Source organism: Aeromicrobium sp., from assembly GCF_036675695.1.
In the GTDB taxonomy this organism is placed as follows: Bacteria; Actinomycetota; Actinomycetes; order Propionibacteriales; family Nocardioidaceae; genus Aeromicrobium.
In genome coordinates this window covers 24,009-40,274 of record NZ_JAKFEL010000051.1, presented here as the reverse complement: position 1 = coordinate 40,274, position 16,266 = coordinate 24,009, and the positions used below count along the sequence as shown (strand labels likewise).

Genomic DNA, 16,266 nt, shown 5'->3' with positions numbered 1-16,266 from the left:
ATGCTCGCGGCCCTGGACCTCGCAGCGAAGCTGTTGCTGGTTGCCTTCCTGCTCCTCTCGGTTGCCGACCCGTCCTGGGGTCACCTTGATGGCAAGGCACCCCTCGCTCGGGCGATCACGTACCCGCTGTTCGCGTTCGTGGTGCCGATCGGATGGCTGCTCCGGCGCCGACACTCGACCTACCCCTGGCTCGTCGACCTCATGGTCACGGCCACCTGCTTCACTGACATCCTCGGCAACCGGCTCGACCTCTATGACTCGATCGTGTGGTTCGACGACTGGATGCACTTCATGAACACCGCCCTGCTCAGTGCAGCGGTGGTGCTCACCGCGTCACCTCGCGTGACGACCGTCGCAGCAACCATGGAGCGCGCCGTCGCATCCGGAATGACGCTGGCACTCGGTTGGGAAGTGTTCGAGTACGTCTCCTTCATGACCAGATCCAGTGACCTGCCCACGGCCTACGCCGACACGGTGGTGGACCTGAGTCTCGGGTGGCTCGGCTCCGTAGTTGCTGGGCTCGCGATCTCGGTCGCATGGAGTCGCCGGCGCGCGGACTACGACCGGATCATCCGTGGCGGTCCATGCGCCGAAGTATGCGGGGTCGTCGAGTCGACAGACGTACCCAAGGTGGTCGTCGAATAGGCGGATGCTTGGGCTTGGGGACCTTGGCCTCTGTCGGTACTCACGGTGAACCCCGAGGCTCACATTCAGGCGAGATCAGTGAGAGGGATGACCGGTGATGGCAGGGCACAATTCTTTGACGTTCCTCGGTGCCGCTCGAACCGTCACCGGCAGCAAGTTCCTCGTTGACACTGAAGAGTTACGCGTCATGATCGACTGCGGACTCTTCCAGGGTGAGCGCCTGTGGCGGCGCCGCAACTGGGAGCCTTTGACCGTCGACCCGGCGAAGGTGGATGCCGTGGTGATCACCCACGCCCACCTCGACCACAGCGGGTACCTCCCGCTCCTGGTCAGGAACGGATTCACCGGGCCGGCCTTCTGCACCCCCGAAACTGCGGAGCTCGCCGCGATCATCCTGCGCGACTCGGCGCACATTGCAGAGAGCGACGCTGCCTACGCCAACGTGCACGGCTACTCGAAGCACGAGCCAGCTCTGCCGTTGTACGACTCCGGTGACGCGGAGAAGGCGATCGCCCTGCTCACCACCGTGGCGCACGACACCCCGACGATGATCGGCGGAGAGGTCGGTCTGGAGCTGCGCTCTGCCGGGCACATCCTCGGATCGGCCTACGCAGAGCTTGATGTCGGAGGCTCTCGACTGCTTGTCAGCGGCGACATCGGACGGCCTGGCCATCCGCTGCTGCTGCCTCCGGAGACACCCCACGATGCCGAGACGGTTGTTGTCGAGTCGACCTACGGAAACCGGCTGCATGAGGCGGAGGACGACGATCTGTTGGCGGACACCATCACCCGCACGGTCGGCCGGGACGGTGTCGTCCTGATGCCGGCATTCGCCGTGGACCGCACCTTCGTGCTGCTGATGATCCTGGCGCGCCTGGAGAATGAGGGCAGGATCCCATCGGTTCCTGTGTACGTTGACAGCCCGATGGCCCTGCGCGCGCTCGAAGTTTACGAGCAGGCGATCGCGAAGCACGACCCTCAGCTCCGACTTGAGGTGACCGGGGCCAGCGGACAGTACCGGCCGACCCGTCTGAGGCTCGCTCCGAGCGTCGAGGAGTCGGAGAAGTTGAACCGGCCCGGCAAGCCCTGCATCATCGTGACGGCCTCCGGCATGGCGACCGGCGGCCGCGTGCTGCACCACCTGACGCACCAGCTGCCTAACGCCCGCAACAGCGTGATTCTGACCGGCTTCCAGGTGCCTGGTACCCGGGGGCGCGCCCTTGCAGATGGCGCGAAGCAGATCAAGATCCACGGCCGCTATGTCCCGGTGCTAGCAGAGGTCCAGATGACCAACGCCTACTCCGCACATGCCGACGCCGAGCAGATGGTGCAGTGGCTGTCGGGGATGAAGCCGCCGGAGACCGCCTATGTCGTGCATGGTGAGGAGGACGCAGCGCGGGCCCTGGCCGCGCGACTGACCGACGACCTTGGTTGGAACGCCGTCGTCCCGCGCTATCTTGAGCGCGTACGACTCTGATCGAGGATGGCATTGGGAACGTCTCGGGAATCGCGGTCTGACGATCACCCACGAAGCACCTACTCGGCTAGGAGTGCGGCCAGCTTGGTCGTGGTGTTCCAGTTGCGGATCGTGATGCCCGGGTAGACGGGAGAGCTGATGATCTTGTTGACCCGGCTGCTCGACGCCCTGGCCGCGATCCGGCGGTGATAGGTGGCCCGCTTGCCGACGACTACTTCGTCGACCTCGGGGTGCGCGACGATGTGCGGCTCGACCTCGGCTGCAGTGACGCCCATGTAGAAGAACACGTCATAGCGATAAGTGTCTGGATCGCTGCCGAAACCCTTGGGCGCACCTGCGATGACCTCGCCGTAGCTCTTGGGGTCGAGCACCAGCACGCGTACGAGGTCGGAGTCGATCGTGAAAGCCGACCTGAGGTTGGAGTCGATGTGCTCCGCCACCTTGGTGGCCGAGAGCTTGCTCTCGAGCAGCACATTTCCGGACTGGATGTAGGTGCGCACATTGTCGAAGTCCTCGGACAAGTGCACTCGCAGCTCAGCCATCGGGATCTTGTTGCGTCCGCCGACATTGATGCCGCGGAACAGCACGACGTACTTCATAGGACGATCTTCGCTCGACACACAGACAGTTTGAAACGCGGTGCCTCCGGTGCAGAAGGCGCGGTCGAGCGCGAATCCAGCGCTTCGGGTCACGCGGTGCAATCATTCGAGCATGCTGGATCAACTCACTTGGGCCAAAGAGGTTGGCGTCTCCGGCGCACGACTCGGAGATGCGGGAGAAGAATGGCTCGTTCGCCTCTATAAGGCTCTAGAAGAGCTCGACCCATCCGGAGTAAAGGTCGGCTCGGTGCTGACCGACGCGACCACGGGGCCGTTTATCGTTCTCGGCCTATATCGAGACGGCATTCGGATCGACACAGTCGCGCTCCTAACTGAGATCAGCGGGGCAACAGCAGTACTTGCAGCCGGATCGGTGTCCCCCGACGAGACCGTCATTGAACTCCTGTCGGCGGCGGTAAAGCGGGTGGACGAGACCCTGGGGACGGAGGGCGAGTCATTCGCATGGGCGGCAGTCATCGGGCCCTCAGCGGATCGGATCGGGGGCCAAGAAATTCATTTGGCCGCGCCAGGACAAGTCGGGGGCATGAGCCTTAAGTCCTCTGATATCAAGTACCGCGAAATACAACGATCAGAGCACTCCATGGGTGGCGGCAGCCTATTGGTATCGATACCGATCATTGTCTCGGGGTCAAGTATCGGGTACGCGTGGAACAGCGCTTCGCTCTTAGCCGCGCGGGACCTGCACACTCTCTGTGGGATGTTGAGCCTCAGATTCGGGCAACCCATCTCAGTTCGACAGGCCGCGAGACCGCTTGAGCACGGTGAGCCTCATGTACCCGAATCGGAAGTGGGCACACCCGAATTCCCCTTCCCCGAAATGGACGGTCCGGTCGAAAATGCAGTAGAACTACCTGAATGGTTCGAACTCGGATGGGAGCGGACCCAACTCCCCAACACGAAGTGCCGCCGAGCCCTTGATGCCTTCTTGGAAGGCGAATACATTGAGCGACGCCACCCTTCTATGGCCGCTGTCGCCTACACAGCGTGTATCGAAGTGTTTTCAGACGGGCTCGCGCCACGTCCTCGATGCCAAGAATGCGGTGTACAAACCGGAATCAGCAAGAATTTCAAACTTGCTTTGAGGCTAGTGCTCGACGAGCAGGAAGCCGCGGCCTTGGACCGGATCTACACCCTCAGATCCAAAACGGTACACACTGGGCACATCCACGGCTCGGAGGTCATTCCCGGTGCCAATCCCTTCGACTACTTCTTGGACAGCACGTCCGAGGCCTTCGAAAACCGCCCCCTTAGACAACTAAAGAGGGTGGCCGGAGAACTCTTGCGTCGCGCACTCCAGGACGGCCCAGACTCAATCAAGCTGGAAGGTGCGATCTAGTCTCCGCAATTTGGAGTAGCCAAACCTGCGGAGCAACGTGTTGTTGTGGAGCCGCTTATCGGAATCGAACCGATGACCTTTTCATTACGAGTGACTGTCTAAGGTGTTTTGTCCTGCAATTCCAGTCCCATTGATACCGCAGATTCCATCGATTCTCATCCTGGGGGTGCGCCGGGGGTGCGCGCCGTGGGCATCCATTTGCCACTGACTGGCGCCTGCGCGGGCCGCGGCGGGCGCACATCGCGCCCGCAACCGCGCCTACTTGTCCTTGTGACGCCCAAGCAACCGATCCCACCAACTCAAATGTGGAGGATGGGTCGCGGCGAGAATTCTTCCGTCCGATTCGCGGTTGCGGTGGATTTCGTCGCGAGTGAAGCCGCGCGCCCACCGGATGTTGCCGTGGTCGATGACGTAGTGGGACTGGCATGGGAAAGCCCAGTTCCCGATCGACGGCTTCACAGAGATCGTTCCGTCGAACGTCAGTACCCACTGAGCAGGCGAGAGGGGGGTGATGACCTCGCGACCACAACCGCAGGCGCAGAGGTGCGATGCGCTTGCGAACTGGGTCGACACGTAAAGGCGGCCAGGCTCGAGCTGGTCGGGAAACGATGTCACGAACTCCGCAACGATGTGACTCACCTTCATGCTGCACCTTCCTCGATGCTCTGATTCTGTTCGACGGTCCCGTTGCGAATCGTTCCGGTGAAGATCCGATACACGGTTTCATCGGCCTGTTCGAGGTCGGCGTAGTAAGCGAGGTACTTCTTCCAGTTGATGACTGCCAGCATGGCGTTGAGGCAGTTGAGGTCGGCGGTCTGGATATTGCGGTCGTAGTCGTCGCGCGCACCACCGGTGGCGCTAGTGGCCGGGCTGGATGGAACGCCAGGGAAGTGGTTGACGACCGCCAGCAGTCCGGACAGATGACCACCTTCGTCGCGGATGCCCATGCCGACCTCAATGGTGGGGATGGCACGTTCGCGCAGCCAGGCGAGAATCGCGGGCTTGTCGTCAGCATCGGCTGCTGCCATGAAAACGAACGTGCAGTTGCCGAGGAGTTCGAGGTTGTTGGCAGTGATGAATTCCGGGTGGGCGGTGATGCCGGTGTGCATGTGGGAGTAGACGCGCGCGAAGTGGTCGGCCTTGTTGGGGCGCTGTTTGAGGTCTTCAATGTCGGCAGCGCCGGGCGCGCGGTAGGCGTTGTGGTTGTCGAGCACGTCGCCGTCGAACAGGTCGATCGCGACGACCCAGGTTTTGGAGACTTGGTCGAGGATGTAACTGCCCGTTCCACCGAGACCGATGATGCCGATGCGGTGGCCGCGGAACTTCGAGTTGATGGCTGCCAAGCCAGCGCGTGCGGTACCGGTGTCGGGGTAGACGAACGGGAGGTCGTCCGGGATCTCGGTCCAGCCGGCACCGGGGGTGGCGGTCACACTCGGGTCGAGAGTTTTCGCCGGATGGCTCAAGATGCGCGCGTACGAGGTGATCTTGTCGTAGGTGTTGGCGTAGGCGCCGCCGTTCTTGGGCTTGCTGGAGATCATGAAGCTCGCACTGGTCTCCGCAGTGATGGCGTGCGCCTCGGGTGAAGGACCCGGGATCGGCGCCCCGTTCTCGTCGCAGGGCTGCTCGCCGATGAACCAGATCCGATGGTCACCGGAACTGTCCTGAACGATGTCGCCGCTGAACACGACAGGAAGGGCGAGTCGCCCGTACGCCACCGTCTTGGCGGCGGTGACGTAAGGGACGTGCTCGACTAGGAGGTGGTTGCCCTCAAACGTGAGGCAGTAGCCGTCGTCGAGCAGTCGACGAGTCGACGGATCACGATCGAACTGTGACATACACATCGAAGACCATGTTCACCTTGACATTGACCGTCTGCCCGGGCTGCAACGAACCGGCACCGCCCCCGTTGTGTCCCCGCGAGTACTCAACCCGTACGACGTCACCGTCATTGAGCGGCTCATCGGGGAACGCCAAGTTGTAGACCTCTTCGTACGAGATCTCCTTCTCAGTCCAGGCGAACTCGCGAGTGTTGACGAAGATCGTCACGGGCGGCTTGCCGTGATCAGGATTCTTGCTGGTTTCGGGACTCATGGCCCCTCCTTTCGAAGATGAGCCCCGTTCGGAACTCTGTGCCTTGACTGTATCAGTAAAGCGGCAGTGACGATCGCCAGAATCACCGTGTCGTGTCTTTGAAGCAACAATTCCGCGCTAGTATCGGCGCATGCAACGGAACCGTGTGACGTCGGCATGGCCGACAGGAACAGCGTGACTGGCGCCTCTGACAACTCCTCCACCGTTGAGCGACTCGACCTCGCCCAACTCGGAGGAATGCTGCGCGAACACCGTGGCAGGCTGTCGTTGCGGCAAGCCGCAGCTGAAGCCGGAGTCAGCTTCAGCACCTTCACGCGCATCGAGGCTGGCGCACAACCCGACCTCACCTCCTTCACGCTGCTCTGCGAATGGCTGGGAGTGTCCCCCGCTCACTTCTTCACACCAGTCAACGAACGCCAGGTCACTCCGATCGACGAAGCAATAGCACATCTGACATCTGACCCGAGGCTGGAACCCGACGCGGCTTTGAAGATCGCGGACGTTCTACGCAACATGTACGACGTCCTGGCAAAAGGGCCGGCACAACGGCAGGTTGTCGCATGCCATCTTCGGGCCGCGACAACGCTACGTCCCGGCGTTCCTCATCGCCTCAACTCCATGCTTGGTCACATGCACGACACTTTGGCAGCCCGCGTGGCTGCCGGGGATCTGTGACGCTACGGCGCGGTTTCAAAGCTGAAGCCGAGCGAGAAGCAGCAAGAATGCGCAAAGAGCTTGGACTCGCACCCCATGACCCACTCGACCCACGCGATCTTGCTAATCATCTCGACGTTGCGATCGTTGACGCCAGTGATCTAGTAGACCTCGCAGAGTTGGAGGAACTCGAACGCCTCCAAGCATTCGCGTTCTCCGCAGCCACCTTCGACATTGAGGGCCGAAAGATCGTCGTCGTCAACCCATTGCGCACAACTGGTCGCCAGAACAGCGACATCGCACACGAACTTGCGCACGTACTGCTCGCGCACGACTTGTCAGAAATCCGCGAGATCGATGGGATGCCGTTTCGCACCTGCAAGCCCGAAGAGGAAGAAGAAGCCACAGCGTTCGGCGGCACCCTGCTCCTACCCCGGCCGCTGCTTCTGAGTGCGGCGCGCCGTCGTGCCAGTATCGAGCAGATCGCGAGCCAGTACGACGTGACCGTCGAGATGGCGAGGTTTCGGTACAACACAACAGGCGTCGCCTCGCAAGCCGTCGCCCGATAGACGAAAGCCGTTGACGGCCAACGATGGAAGCGCGAGGCATAGCGCACGCCGCAGCGAGTCTTGGGTGGGATTTGAACTCGAAATTCGCCCTTTCGCAACCTGCGCCAATGCGTGAATACCCTGCTATTCCAATGCATTCGCATCACAGTGATGTGTCTGAATCCCGCTAGATCACAACAAGGTGTGCCCAAAATGTGTCCACGCGGAGATCTCGAAAGGCACGTGTCCAGACACGTCCCCATGGCGCCCACTTTTCCGTCAATTGCCTGGTCCGTTCCACCCCCGTTTGTGAATCGAATATGTTCTTCGATTCATACGCCGGGCGACTAGGTCACCCTTCCCATCCGCCGCCACAGATGAGGGTCTGACCGCTGACGTAGTCGGACTCGGGGCTGCAGAGCAGGAAGACCGCACCGGCAGCATCGGAGGCCGTCCCTGCACGTCCAAGTGGGATCGCGCGTTCAGCCGCCTTGAGCAACTCGGGGTTGACGCCGACGGCGATCTTTTGCCCGGCGATGTCGATCTCGCTCGGCCCGTCCGCTGATGCGTCTGTCAGACGCGTCGAGATGAGCCCGAACGCAACGGCATTCACAGTGACGTTGTAGCGGCCCCACTCCTTGGCCATGGCCCTAGTAAGTCCGATAACACCGGCCTTTGCTGACGCGTAGTTCGCTTGCCCCGCGTTTCCGCTCACTCCAGCAATAGAGGAGACGTTGACGACCTTTCGAGCCCGAATGTCTCCAGACGCCGCGTCCTGCTTCGACAAGTCGCGAATGACGGGCTGGGCGGCACGGAGAATCCGGAAAGGCGCTTTCAGGTGTACATCTAGGATCGCGTCCCACTGCTCGTCGGTCATCTTCTGAACGACGTTGTCCCAGGTATAGCCAGCGTTGTTCACAATGATGTCTAAGGCGCCGAACGTGCCCACTGCGGTGTCGATGAAGCGCTCGGCAAAGCCCTCAGCGGTGACGCTTCCGATACATGCGATCGCCTCCCCGCCCATTGCCTCTATCGTGGAAACCGTCTCCTCCGCGGGCTGAGCGTCGAGGTCGTTGACGACTACCCGTGCGCCCTCGGAGGCGAGCTTGAGGGCGATTTCGCGCCCGATGCCTCGGCCAGATCCAGTCACCACGGCGACCTTGTTTGCGAGCTTGCTCATGAACGTCCAATCTGTGCGTAGATGTTGACTACCAATTGCCGTGGACGACCACCCGCGCGCCCACGTAGGTGCGATTGAGGGCGTGATCGAGACCGATGCCTCGGCCAGATCCAGTCACCACGGCGACCTTCATTGCGGGGTTGCTCATGAACGTCCAATCCGTGTGTAGATGTTGGGTCAAGTTGTCGTGGCAGCCCGGGCCGTCTGCGCAGTTCACGAGCGCGACGGCCCGGGCTGGTTCGGGTGAGTGGAAATCAGAGACCATACGACCGGCCGACTACGTCGAGGAGGATCTCGTCGGTTCCGCCACCGATCCTGTTGAGCCGCATGTCTCGCCAGACCCTCTCAATGCCGTACTCCGTCATATAGCCAGCGCCGCCGTGGATCTGAATGCACTCATCGGCGATGGCCACCACCATGCGCGCGGCGTTGAGCTTCGCGATGGAGATTTCCCTGACCGGATAGTCCCCGTTCTGCACCCTGGCCGCACAGGAGTACACCTGCTGACGCGCGAGTTCGATTTGCACAGCCATCTCGGCGAACTTGTGGCGAATGACCTGGTGCGTGCCGAGAACCTTGCCGAATGTGGACCGCTCTTTCGCGTACCGGAGAGTGTCGTCAAATACCTTCTGCGCTTGGGAAACGCAGCCCGCCGCCGCAATCAGGCGCTCCCCCTGCAACTGCCACATGATCTGGTAGAAGCCCTTGCCGACCTCACCAATAACAGCACTCGCAGGAACTCGTACATCCTGAAAGACAAGGAGTGCTGTATCGGATGCGTGCATCCCGAGCTTCTTCAACTTCTTCTCTCGGATCACACCAGGCGTGTCCATCGGAACGAGGAACATGGTGAATCCGCCGTAGCCGGCGTCAGGATCTGTCTTGGTCACAAGAACGATCGCGTCGGCGCGGTGGCCGTTCGTGATGTACATCTTCGAACCGTTGATGACGTAGTCGTCACCGTCCTTCACGGCTCGCGTCTTGATCTGCGACACGTCCGAGCCGGCTTCGGGCTCCGTAATCCCCAAGCAAAGGATCTTCTCTCCAGCAATCGCAGGGACGATCCATTGCTGCTTCTGTTCTTCGCTGCCGAAAGCGATGATCGGCGGCATCGCGATGTCCACGTGAACGGCCACTGCCATCGCTAGCCCCCCGGAATTCGAGTGGACGATTTCTTCGGCGAGTACCAGCTCGCTGGCGTAGTCGCCTCCCTGGCCGCCGTACTCCTCTGGCTTGTCGAGACCGAGAAATCCCAGCTCGCCCATTCGCTTGAATACGGAGCTGGGAAACGTCGTCTCTTCCCACTCATCAGCGTGCGGCGCAAGTTCCTTTTCTGCGAATGCGCGAATCGTCTTGCGGAGCTGCTCGTGGTCGTCGTTGAAGATCGGGTGTCGGGTCGTCGCCTCGTAGTCAGGGCGCGCATTCACCGAGTTCGCGTAGGTCGTCATGTTGCGGGACAGTACCATAGACTGTACGATCTTTCTATCTTTCGTACACCCTTCAGGAGATCTTATGCGCGACGCAGTTATCGTCGATGTGGTTCGAACACCCCTCGGAAAGCGGAATGGGTCGCTCCGCGATTGGCACCCGGTCGACCTCGCAGCTCATGTGCTCAAGGCACTCGAGACTCGCAACGGATTGGATCCGGCCCTCGTCGATGACGTCATCATGGGATGCGTCATGCAGGTCGGTGAGCAAGCTCTCAACATCGGCCGCAACGCGGTTCTGGCAGCCGGCTGGCCCGAGTCCGTGCCCTCAACGACAGTTGATCGCCAATGCGGCAGTTCCCAGCAGGCGGTGCACTTCGCTGCTCAGGGCGTGATGTCGGGCGCTTATGACATCGTTGTGGCGGCTGGTGTTGAGTCGATGACGCGTGTGCCCATGGGCGCCAGCATCGACAACTCGTTCAACCAGGACGCGTTCAGCCCCGCTCAGCACGCCCGCTACGCCGACCGCGGCGGACTCGTCTCGCAGGGCATCGGCGCCGAGATGATCTCCGAGAAGTGGGGGCTGTCCCGAACGGATCTCGATACCTACGCCGTCGAGTCTCATCGACGCGCTGCAGAAGCAATCGCCGAGGGTCGTTTCGAGAACGAGATCGTCCCGGTTCCCGTCAAGGACGAAGCAGGCAACGAAGTTTTGTTCGCGGTCGATGAGGGCGTCCGTGAGGGATCGACGGTTGAGAAGCTCGCTGGCCTGAAGCCAGCCTTCATCCCCGACGGCAAGGTCACGGCTGCGAGTTCCTCGCAAATCAGCGACGGCGCCGCCGCGGTCTTGATCATGAGCGCCGAGAAGGCCGAGGAGCTTGGCCTCAAGCCCCGGGCGCGCTTTCACACCTTCGCCGTCGCTGGCGACGACCCGGTCAAGATGCTCACCGGCCCGATCCCGGCGACACACAAGGTGCTGGAGCGCTCCGGTCTCACGATGGCTGACATCGACGTCACGGAGATCAACGAAGCATTCGCTTCTGTCGTTCTCTCCTGGGCCGAGGAGCTCAAGCCCGACATGGACAAGGTCAACATCAACGGCGGCGCGATCGCTATCGGCCACCCTCTTGGCTGCTCGGGTGCGCGCCTCACGACGACGTTGCTCAATGCACTCGAGCAGACCGGCGGCAAGTACGGCCTGATCACCATGTGCGAAGGCGGCGGCATGGCCAACGCGACCATCATCGAAACCCTCTAGACGGAGCAGAAGACCCATGACTATCGACTTTCAAGGCACGTCATCCATTGTTACCGGAGGCGCCTCTGGACTTGGGGCAGCGACCGCACGACGTCTGGCTGAGCGTGGCTCAACCGTCATCGTGCTCGACCTGAACGAATCAGCAGGAAAGGAACTTGCTGCGGAAATCGGCGGCGTGTTCGTTCGCGCCGACGTCACGAGTACTGAAGACGTCTCAGCGGCAGTAGCCACCGCCGCTGAGCTCGCACCGCTCCGCGCTGTTGTGAATAGCGCCGGCATCGGGGCACCCGAACGAACCGTCGCGCGGGATGGCTCACCTGCCGATCTCGATACCTTCGAGCGAATCGTTCGCGTGAACCTCATCGGTACCTTCAATGTCATTCGCTTGGCCGCCGGTGCCATGATGCAAACGGAAGCACTCGATGGTGGGGAACGAGGCGCGATCATTACGACCGCCTCCGTCGCCGCTTTCGACGGGCAGATCGGGCAAGCCTCGTACTCCGCGTCAAAGGGCGGAATCGTCGGCATGACATTGCCAGTTGCGAGGGACCTCGCAGCTTCCGGCATTCGCGTTAACTGCATCGCGCCGGGACTTTTCGATACGCCGATCTACGGCGAGGGTGAGTTCTCCGAGAACTTCAAAGCGAACCTCTCGAAGAGCGTTCCGTTCCCTCACCGTCTCGGATTCCCCGACGAGTACGCCACGTTCGCAGTCGAGATGCTCTCGAACAGTTACATGAATGGCGAAGTGGTCCGGGTTGATGGCGCTATCCGTCTGCCCATCAAATGAGTGCGGTCCTGACAGAGCGCAGGGGGCGCGTACTCCTGATAACTCTGAATCGGCCCGAAGCACTCAACGCGGTCAACACGGAGCTTGCCAATGGTCTGGCGGCGGCCGTCGAGCTCCTCGACAGCGATCCAGACCTGACGGTGGGCATCTTGACAGGCTCCGGTCGCGGCTTTTGTTCGGGTATGGACTTGAAGGCATTTGCCGCCGAGGGGCCACCCAAGGGGTTCGAGACGTTTCTCAGTGAAGGTAGCGAGAAGCCGCTGATCGCCGCCATCGAGGGTTTCGCTCTCGCCGGCGGGCTCGAGATCGCACTCATCTGCGATCTTCTCGTGGCCGCGAAGGGAAGCAAGTTCGGCATCCCGGAGACTCGAGTTGGTCTGTTCGCGGCCGGTGGCGCGTTGTTCCGACTGCCGAACCGAGTTCCTTTCGGCGTGGCAATGGAACTGGCGCTTACGGCCGACTCAATCTCCGCGGAGACGGCGTCAGGCTATGGCCTGATCTCCCGACTCGCGGAGCCGGGCACCGCCGTGGACGTAGCGTTCGAGCTTGCAGAACGGATCGCAAAGAATGGTCCGCTCGGTGTTCGGGCGAGCAAGCAATTGATTCGACGCTCCATCGGCATCTCTGAGGCTGAGGCGTGGAAGCTCCAGGATGACTATGCGCCCGGCGTGTTCGAGTCAGAGGATGCTGTCGAAGGCCCGAAGGCCTTCGCCGAGAAGCGCCCGCCCGTTTGGGCGGGTAGGTAACGACACGGAACTACTCCCTCCCTTCCGGTCGTAATCCTGAGCCCTGGCGCGTTCTACGCGCCAGGGCTTAGGTATGCCCGCTGCACTTCGTCGAAGCGCTCGAGCAAGCTAGAGCCAGACCCCTCAAGCTGGACCGATCCTCGGCACAGTACATATGCGCGGTCTGCGACAGCCAGGGCCTTGCGAGCGTGCTGCTCCACGAGCAGAACAGCGGTGCCGGTACTCGCGACTTCAGATATCGCATTCAGTAGCCGATCAACGATCAACGGGGCGAGACCCAATGAAAGTTCATCGACAAGGACCACTCGGGGACGAGCCGCGAGAACCCTCGCAACACTCAACATTTGCTGCTCCCCGCCCGAGAGAAGCCCAGCTCGCCTATTCAGCAAAGGACCGAGCTCCCCAAACAGGTCCAAAGCAAGCGCCATATCACTCCGGCCGAGTTTTAGGTTGTCTCGAACACTCATCTGTGCGAACAGAGACCTATCGTCTGTGATTAAGGCGATGCCCTGCTTTGCACGCGAATGGAGTGGACCTCGCAGCGTTGCGCCATCGAACTCGATGGTTCCCGACGCTAGAGGAACTTCCCCGCCAATCGTGAGGATCGTCGTCGACTTTCCAGCCCCATTAGATCCCAGCAGAGCGACCACCTCCCCCTCGTCAATCGAGAGGGACACGTCCTTCAAAACGGGCGCACCGCCGTAACCCGAACAAGCTGACGAGATCTCCAACAGAGCCATCAGAGCGTTCCTTTCACTGGCGCCGCGCCTAAGTAGGCGGATATGACGCGCGGGTCAGTCGTGACTTCGCTCGGAGTACCACTCGCAATGACCTTGCCCGCGTCGAGCACCAAGATCCGGTCACAGATCGACATGATCAGTTCGACGTCGTGCTCGATGATTACGACACCTATCCCTCGCTGGCTGGCCTGGTGTCTAATAAGGACACCTAGCTCAGCCGACTCAGATTCCCCCAGCCCTGCGGCTGGCTCGTCGAGCAGAAGAAGTGAAGGGGTCGACGCCACGGCCCGTGCGATCGCCACGAGTCGGCGTTGGCCAAAGGAAAGTTCGCGTGGTGACTCATCGAGAACTGACTCCAGGTCGAAGTCTTTGATTGCTTGGCGCGCACTCGGCGATAGGCGCGGTACTGCCGGCCTAGCGAGATCTGAAACTCCAGACATCGGGCTGCGCACTTCGCATGCGACTAGCAGATTCTCTGCGACCGTCAGGTCGTCGAAGAGTTCCAGCGATTGGAAGGACCGCTGAAGACCGCGCTGTGCCCGAGCGTGGGTGCTCATCCTCGAAATCAGTTCCTCGCCAAGAGTTACATCGCCGCCTGACGGCACGAAGCCGGTGATCGCATCGAGCACGGTGGTCTTCCCTGCTCCGTTCGGACCAATTAGCCCGAGTACTTCTCCCGGCGCGACCCGGAAATCAACGCCGTCAACCGCTTTGACCCCTCCAAAACGAACCGCGAGCGATTCCACAATCAACGATTTGGGAGGTCGATCCGGTGCGATCGCGTCGTCGCGATCAAGCAGGATTTGGAAGGAAGTCTTCTTCTTCGACCGAGACATGAGGCGTGACGGAGTGTGAGCCATCCCGTTCGGGTTCGTCAGGACCACCGCGAGCAAGAGAGCCCCCGAAAGCATGTCGACGAGGTTCCCCGAAAGTCCAAGACTTGCAGTGATCTGATCGCCCAAACCGCCGGGAGCTAGCATCGCGCCCATCAGCGGCCCGAGAAGATATCCGATACCGCCAATCGTCGCGAGGACCACTGATTGAATCGAGTTGACGGTGCCAAATGATGCAAACGCCACTGTGTGCTCGCGAAACGCGAGCAGAATGCCACCCAGCGCGGCGATAGCCGAGCCAAGCGCGAATGCGTAGAGTTTCGTGCGCGACACGTCGATCCCCAACGCAGACGCGGCGCGCTCATTTCCCCTCACCGCGAGAAGTCGCCGACCAGTGCCGCTTCTTCGCAAGTTCGCAACAATCAAGAGTGCGAACACCAGCACCAGCAAGGTTGCTGCAGCGTACCTACCGGGCTGCTCGAACGGATCGATCGTCGCGCCAAACGCGGTGAGGCCAGGTACGCGCGTACCTTCAAGCCCTCCTGTCAGGGCCGGATTCGCCAGGACAAGCTCGACAATGCAAACCGCCAGACCGAATGTCAGAACAGCCAGGTTGACGCCTCTAGCCCGCGTGGCCGGCAAAGCAACGACCGTTCCGACGATCACCGTGAGGCAAACACCGACGAGCACGGCTGCCAGCATGGGCAGGCTCGTCGCATCGACAAGACGTCCCGCAATCCACGCACCCATCCCGGCCAAGGCAACTTGAGCTAGAGACAATTGCCCGACGTATCCACTCACGACAACAATCGAGAGAAGTATCAGCGCCATGGCAAGGCTCGAGCTGATTGCTGTCGCCCACACGTCTGGGACTGTCAGCACTAGGGCAACAGCCACTACGAACGCAGGAAGAACCAACTTGGTTTGCACACGACCGTCACCGACGGCAGGGAGCCTATCGAGTAGTTCTCCTCGCAGGGGGAGCGCCCGTCCCCCGATAGCGACAGCGAAGACGATGATCAAGAACGCCACTGAACGTGAGACTGATTGCCCTGAGAAGTATCCGAAGAGCAAGCCCTCCGAATTGGTGAAGCGTTCAAAAAAGCCGTCATGTGCGACGAACCGCGCGAGAAGCGATTCGGTTACTCCGATAGTTAGGGCGCCGGCCAACGTGATCCAGAAGGACTGGAAACGCCCGACCAGTGCGGCGGCGAGTGCCCGAAGGATGATGAGGGAAAGGGCTGCAGGCTGAAGTAGCAGCACCGGTGCGATGAGGATCGCGGCCAACCCCGCCAGCGCCCCGCCGACTGCCCAATTCACTGCCGCGATCCGATCAGGGGAGTATCCGAGCGCGGCGGCAGCGCGCGGGTTCTCCGCCACGGCTTCTGTCTGGCGACCAAAAGCGGAGAACTTGTAAATCGCCCAGAGTGCAGCGGTCATGACAATCGCGATGCCCATCAGCCAAAGTCGGTCCTCGGAAATGATCACGTCATTGCCGAATGGCCGACGGATTGTTGTAGGCAACGGGGAGACGACGCTGGTTCCGGCATCGCCGAACATCGACGTCGCTACAGACAGCAACAGAAACAGCACCCCTAGCCCGGCGACAAGCCGGACTAGGGGCGATGCTGTCCTGAGCCTGCGCATCACCAGAAGGTGAATAGCGCAGTTCACGAGCGCAGGGACACCGATCCCGAGAGCGAATCGAACCGGCGTTGACCAGTTGTGGTCGTCGCCAACCCGGTAGAACAGGAATGCACCTAGCATCCCCACCGCTCCCTGAGCCAGGTTTAGTACACCTGAGCTCTTGTACACGAGAACGAGCCCGTGGGCTGCGAGCGCGTACAGGGAGCCCGCCGCCAGGCCCAGCAAAATGAACTGAACAACCTGGCTCATCAGTGTCCCTATCTGCTTGTGAGCG

At 61.2% G+C, this 16,266-nt stretch carries 16 protein-coding genes; 8 read left to right on the top strand and 8 right to left on the bottom strand.

What is annotated here, in order from left to right; all coding sequences use genetic code 11:
* Both V6M39_RS03200 and V6M39_RS03195 read left to right on the top strand, forming a co-directional pair.
* A complete protein-coding gene (locus V6M39_RS03200) occupies positions 1-645 on the top strand; it encodes a hypothetical protein (protein ID WP_332642225.1) in 645 nt (214 codons plus the stop codon).
* 97 nt (positions 646-742) lie between these two features.
* A complete protein-coding gene (locus V6M39_RS03195) occupies positions 743-2,122 on the top strand; it encodes an MBL fold metallo-hydrolase (protein WP_332642224.1) in 1,380 nt (459 codons plus the stop codon).
* A 59-nt stretch (positions 2,123-2,181) separates the two neighbouring features.
* Here the strand turns inward: V6M39_RS03195 and V6M39_RS03190 are convergent, their stop codons facing one another.
* Positions 2,182-2,721, bottom strand: a complete 540-nt coding sequence (locus V6M39_RS03190) for a DUF1697 domain-containing protein (protein WP_332642223.1) — start codon at positions 2,719-2,721, stop codon at positions 2,182-2,184.
* A 112-nt stretch (positions 2,722-2,833) separates the two neighbouring features.
* On the opposite strand from V6M39_RS03190, the gene V6M39_RS03185 reads away from it, so the two are divergent.
* Positions 2,834-4,078: a hypothetical protein gene (locus tag V6M39_RS03185; RefSeq protein WP_332642222.1), complete on the top strand. Its 1,245-nt coding sequence runs from the start codon at positions 2,834-2,836 to the stop codon at positions 4,076-4,078.
* A 258-nt stretch (positions 4,079-4,336) separates the two neighbouring features.
* Here the strand turns inward: V6M39_RS03185 and V6M39_RS03180 are convergent, their stop codons facing one another.
* The 3 genes from V6M39_RS03180 to V6M39_RS03170 are packed head-to-tail and all read right to left on the bottom strand — an operon-like array spanning position 4,337 to position 6,169.
* Positions 4,337-4,723, bottom strand: a complete 387-nt coding sequence (locus V6M39_RS03180) for a DUF6527 family protein (protein ID WP_332642221.1) — start codon at positions 4,721-4,723, stop codon at positions 4,337-4,339.
* Complete coding sequence (locus tag V6M39_RS03175) at positions 4,720-5,913, bottom strand: ThiF family adenylyltransferase (RefSeq protein ID WP_332642220.1); 1,194 nt, start codon at positions 5,911-5,913, stop codon at positions 4,720-4,722. Before V6M39_RS03175 ends, V6M39_RS03180 begins: the two co-directional genes overlap by 4 nt.
* Complete coding sequence (locus tag V6M39_RS03170) at positions 5,894-6,169, bottom strand: multiubiquitin domain-containing protein (protein WP_332642219.1); 276 nt, start codon at positions 6,167-6,169, stop codon at positions 5,894-5,896. Before V6M39_RS03170 ends, V6M39_RS03175 begins: the two co-directional genes overlap by 20 nt.
* 174 nt (positions 6,170-6,343) lie before the next feature.
* Here V6M39_RS03170 and V6M39_RS03165 point away from each other — a divergent pair, with 174 nt between their 5' ends.
* Together V6M39_RS03165 and V6M39_RS03160 are read left to right on the top strand one after the other, a co-directional pair.
* On the top strand, positions 6,344-6,844 hold the full coding sequence (locus tag V6M39_RS03165; protein WP_332642218.1) for a helix-turn-helix domain-containing protein: 501 nt from the start codon (positions 6,344-6,346) through the stop codon (positions 6,842-6,844).
* Between the two features lie 47 nt (positions 6,845-6,891).
* Positions 6,892-7,392: an ImmA/IrrE family metallo-endopeptidase gene (locus tag V6M39_RS03160; protein ID WP_332642217.1), complete on the top strand. Its 501-nt coding sequence runs from the start codon at positions 6,892-6,894 to the stop codon at positions 7,390-7,392.
* A 331-nt stretch (positions 7,393-7,723) separates the two neighbouring features.
* Here V6M39_RS03160 and V6M39_RS03155 read toward each other — a convergent pair whose 3' ends face one another.
* Together V6M39_RS03155 and V6M39_RS03150 are read right to left on the bottom strand one after the other, a co-directional pair.
* Positions 7,724-8,551: an SDR family NAD(P)-dependent oxidoreductase gene (locus tag V6M39_RS03155; RefSeq protein WP_332642216.1), complete on the bottom strand. Its 828-nt coding sequence runs from the start codon at positions 8,549-8,551 to the stop codon at positions 7,724-7,726.
* Positions 8,552-8,805: 254 nt separating this feature from the next.
* Positions 8,806-9,999 carry an acyl-CoA dehydrogenase family protein gene (locus V6M39_RS03150; RefSeq protein ID WP_332642215.1) on the bottom strand — a complete coding sequence of 398 codons (1,194 nt, stop codon included), beginning with the start codon at positions 9,997-9,999 and terminating at the stop codon, positions 8,806-8,808.
* 64 nt (positions 10,000-10,063) lie between these two features.
* Between V6M39_RS03150 and V6M39_RS03145 the strand changes: the two genes are divergently transcribed.
* Genes V6M39_RS03145 through V6M39_RS03135 form a run of 3 tightly spaced genes read left to right on the top strand, consistent with a single transcriptional unit; the run spans position 10,064 to position 12,772 of the window.
* Positions 10,064-11,236 carry a thiolase family protein gene (locus V6M39_RS03145; protein WP_332642214.1) on the top strand — a complete coding sequence of 391 codons (1,173 nt, stop codon included), beginning with the start codon at positions 10,064-10,066 and terminating at the stop codon, positions 11,234-11,236.
* A gap of 16 nt (positions 11,237-11,252) precedes the next feature.
* Positions 11,253-12,026 (top strand): SDR family NAD(P)-dependent oxidoreductase, encoded by a 774-nt coding sequence (locus V6M39_RS03140; protein WP_442880663.1) that lies wholly within the window; start codon positions 11,253-11,255, stop codon positions 12,024-12,026.
* Complete coding sequence (locus V6M39_RS03135) at positions 12,023-12,772, top strand: crotonase/enoyl-CoA hydratase family protein (protein ID WP_332642213.1); 750 nt, start codon at positions 12,023-12,025, stop codon at positions 12,770-12,772. Before V6M39_RS03140 ends, V6M39_RS03135 begins: the two co-directional genes overlap by 4 nt.
* 53 nt (positions 12,773-12,825) lie before the next feature.
* Here V6M39_RS03135 and V6M39_RS03130 read toward each other — a convergent pair whose 3' ends face one another.
* Together V6M39_RS03130 and V6M39_RS03125 are read right to left on the bottom strand one after the other, a co-directional pair.
* Entirely contained in the window at positions 12,826-13,512 is a 687-nt protein-coding gene (locus V6M39_RS03130; protein WP_332642212.1) for an ABC transporter ATP-binding protein, read from the bottom strand.
* Positions 13,512-16,241 carry a branched-chain amino acid ABC transporter permease/ATP-binding protein gene (locus V6M39_RS03125; protein WP_332642211.1) on the bottom strand — a complete coding sequence of 910 codons (2,730 nt, stop codon included), beginning with the start codon at positions 16,239-16,241 and terminating at the stop codon, positions 13,512-13,514. Before V6M39_RS03125 ends, V6M39_RS03130 begins: the two co-directional genes overlap by 1 nt.
* Positions 16,242-16,266 lie beyond the last annotated feature (25 nt).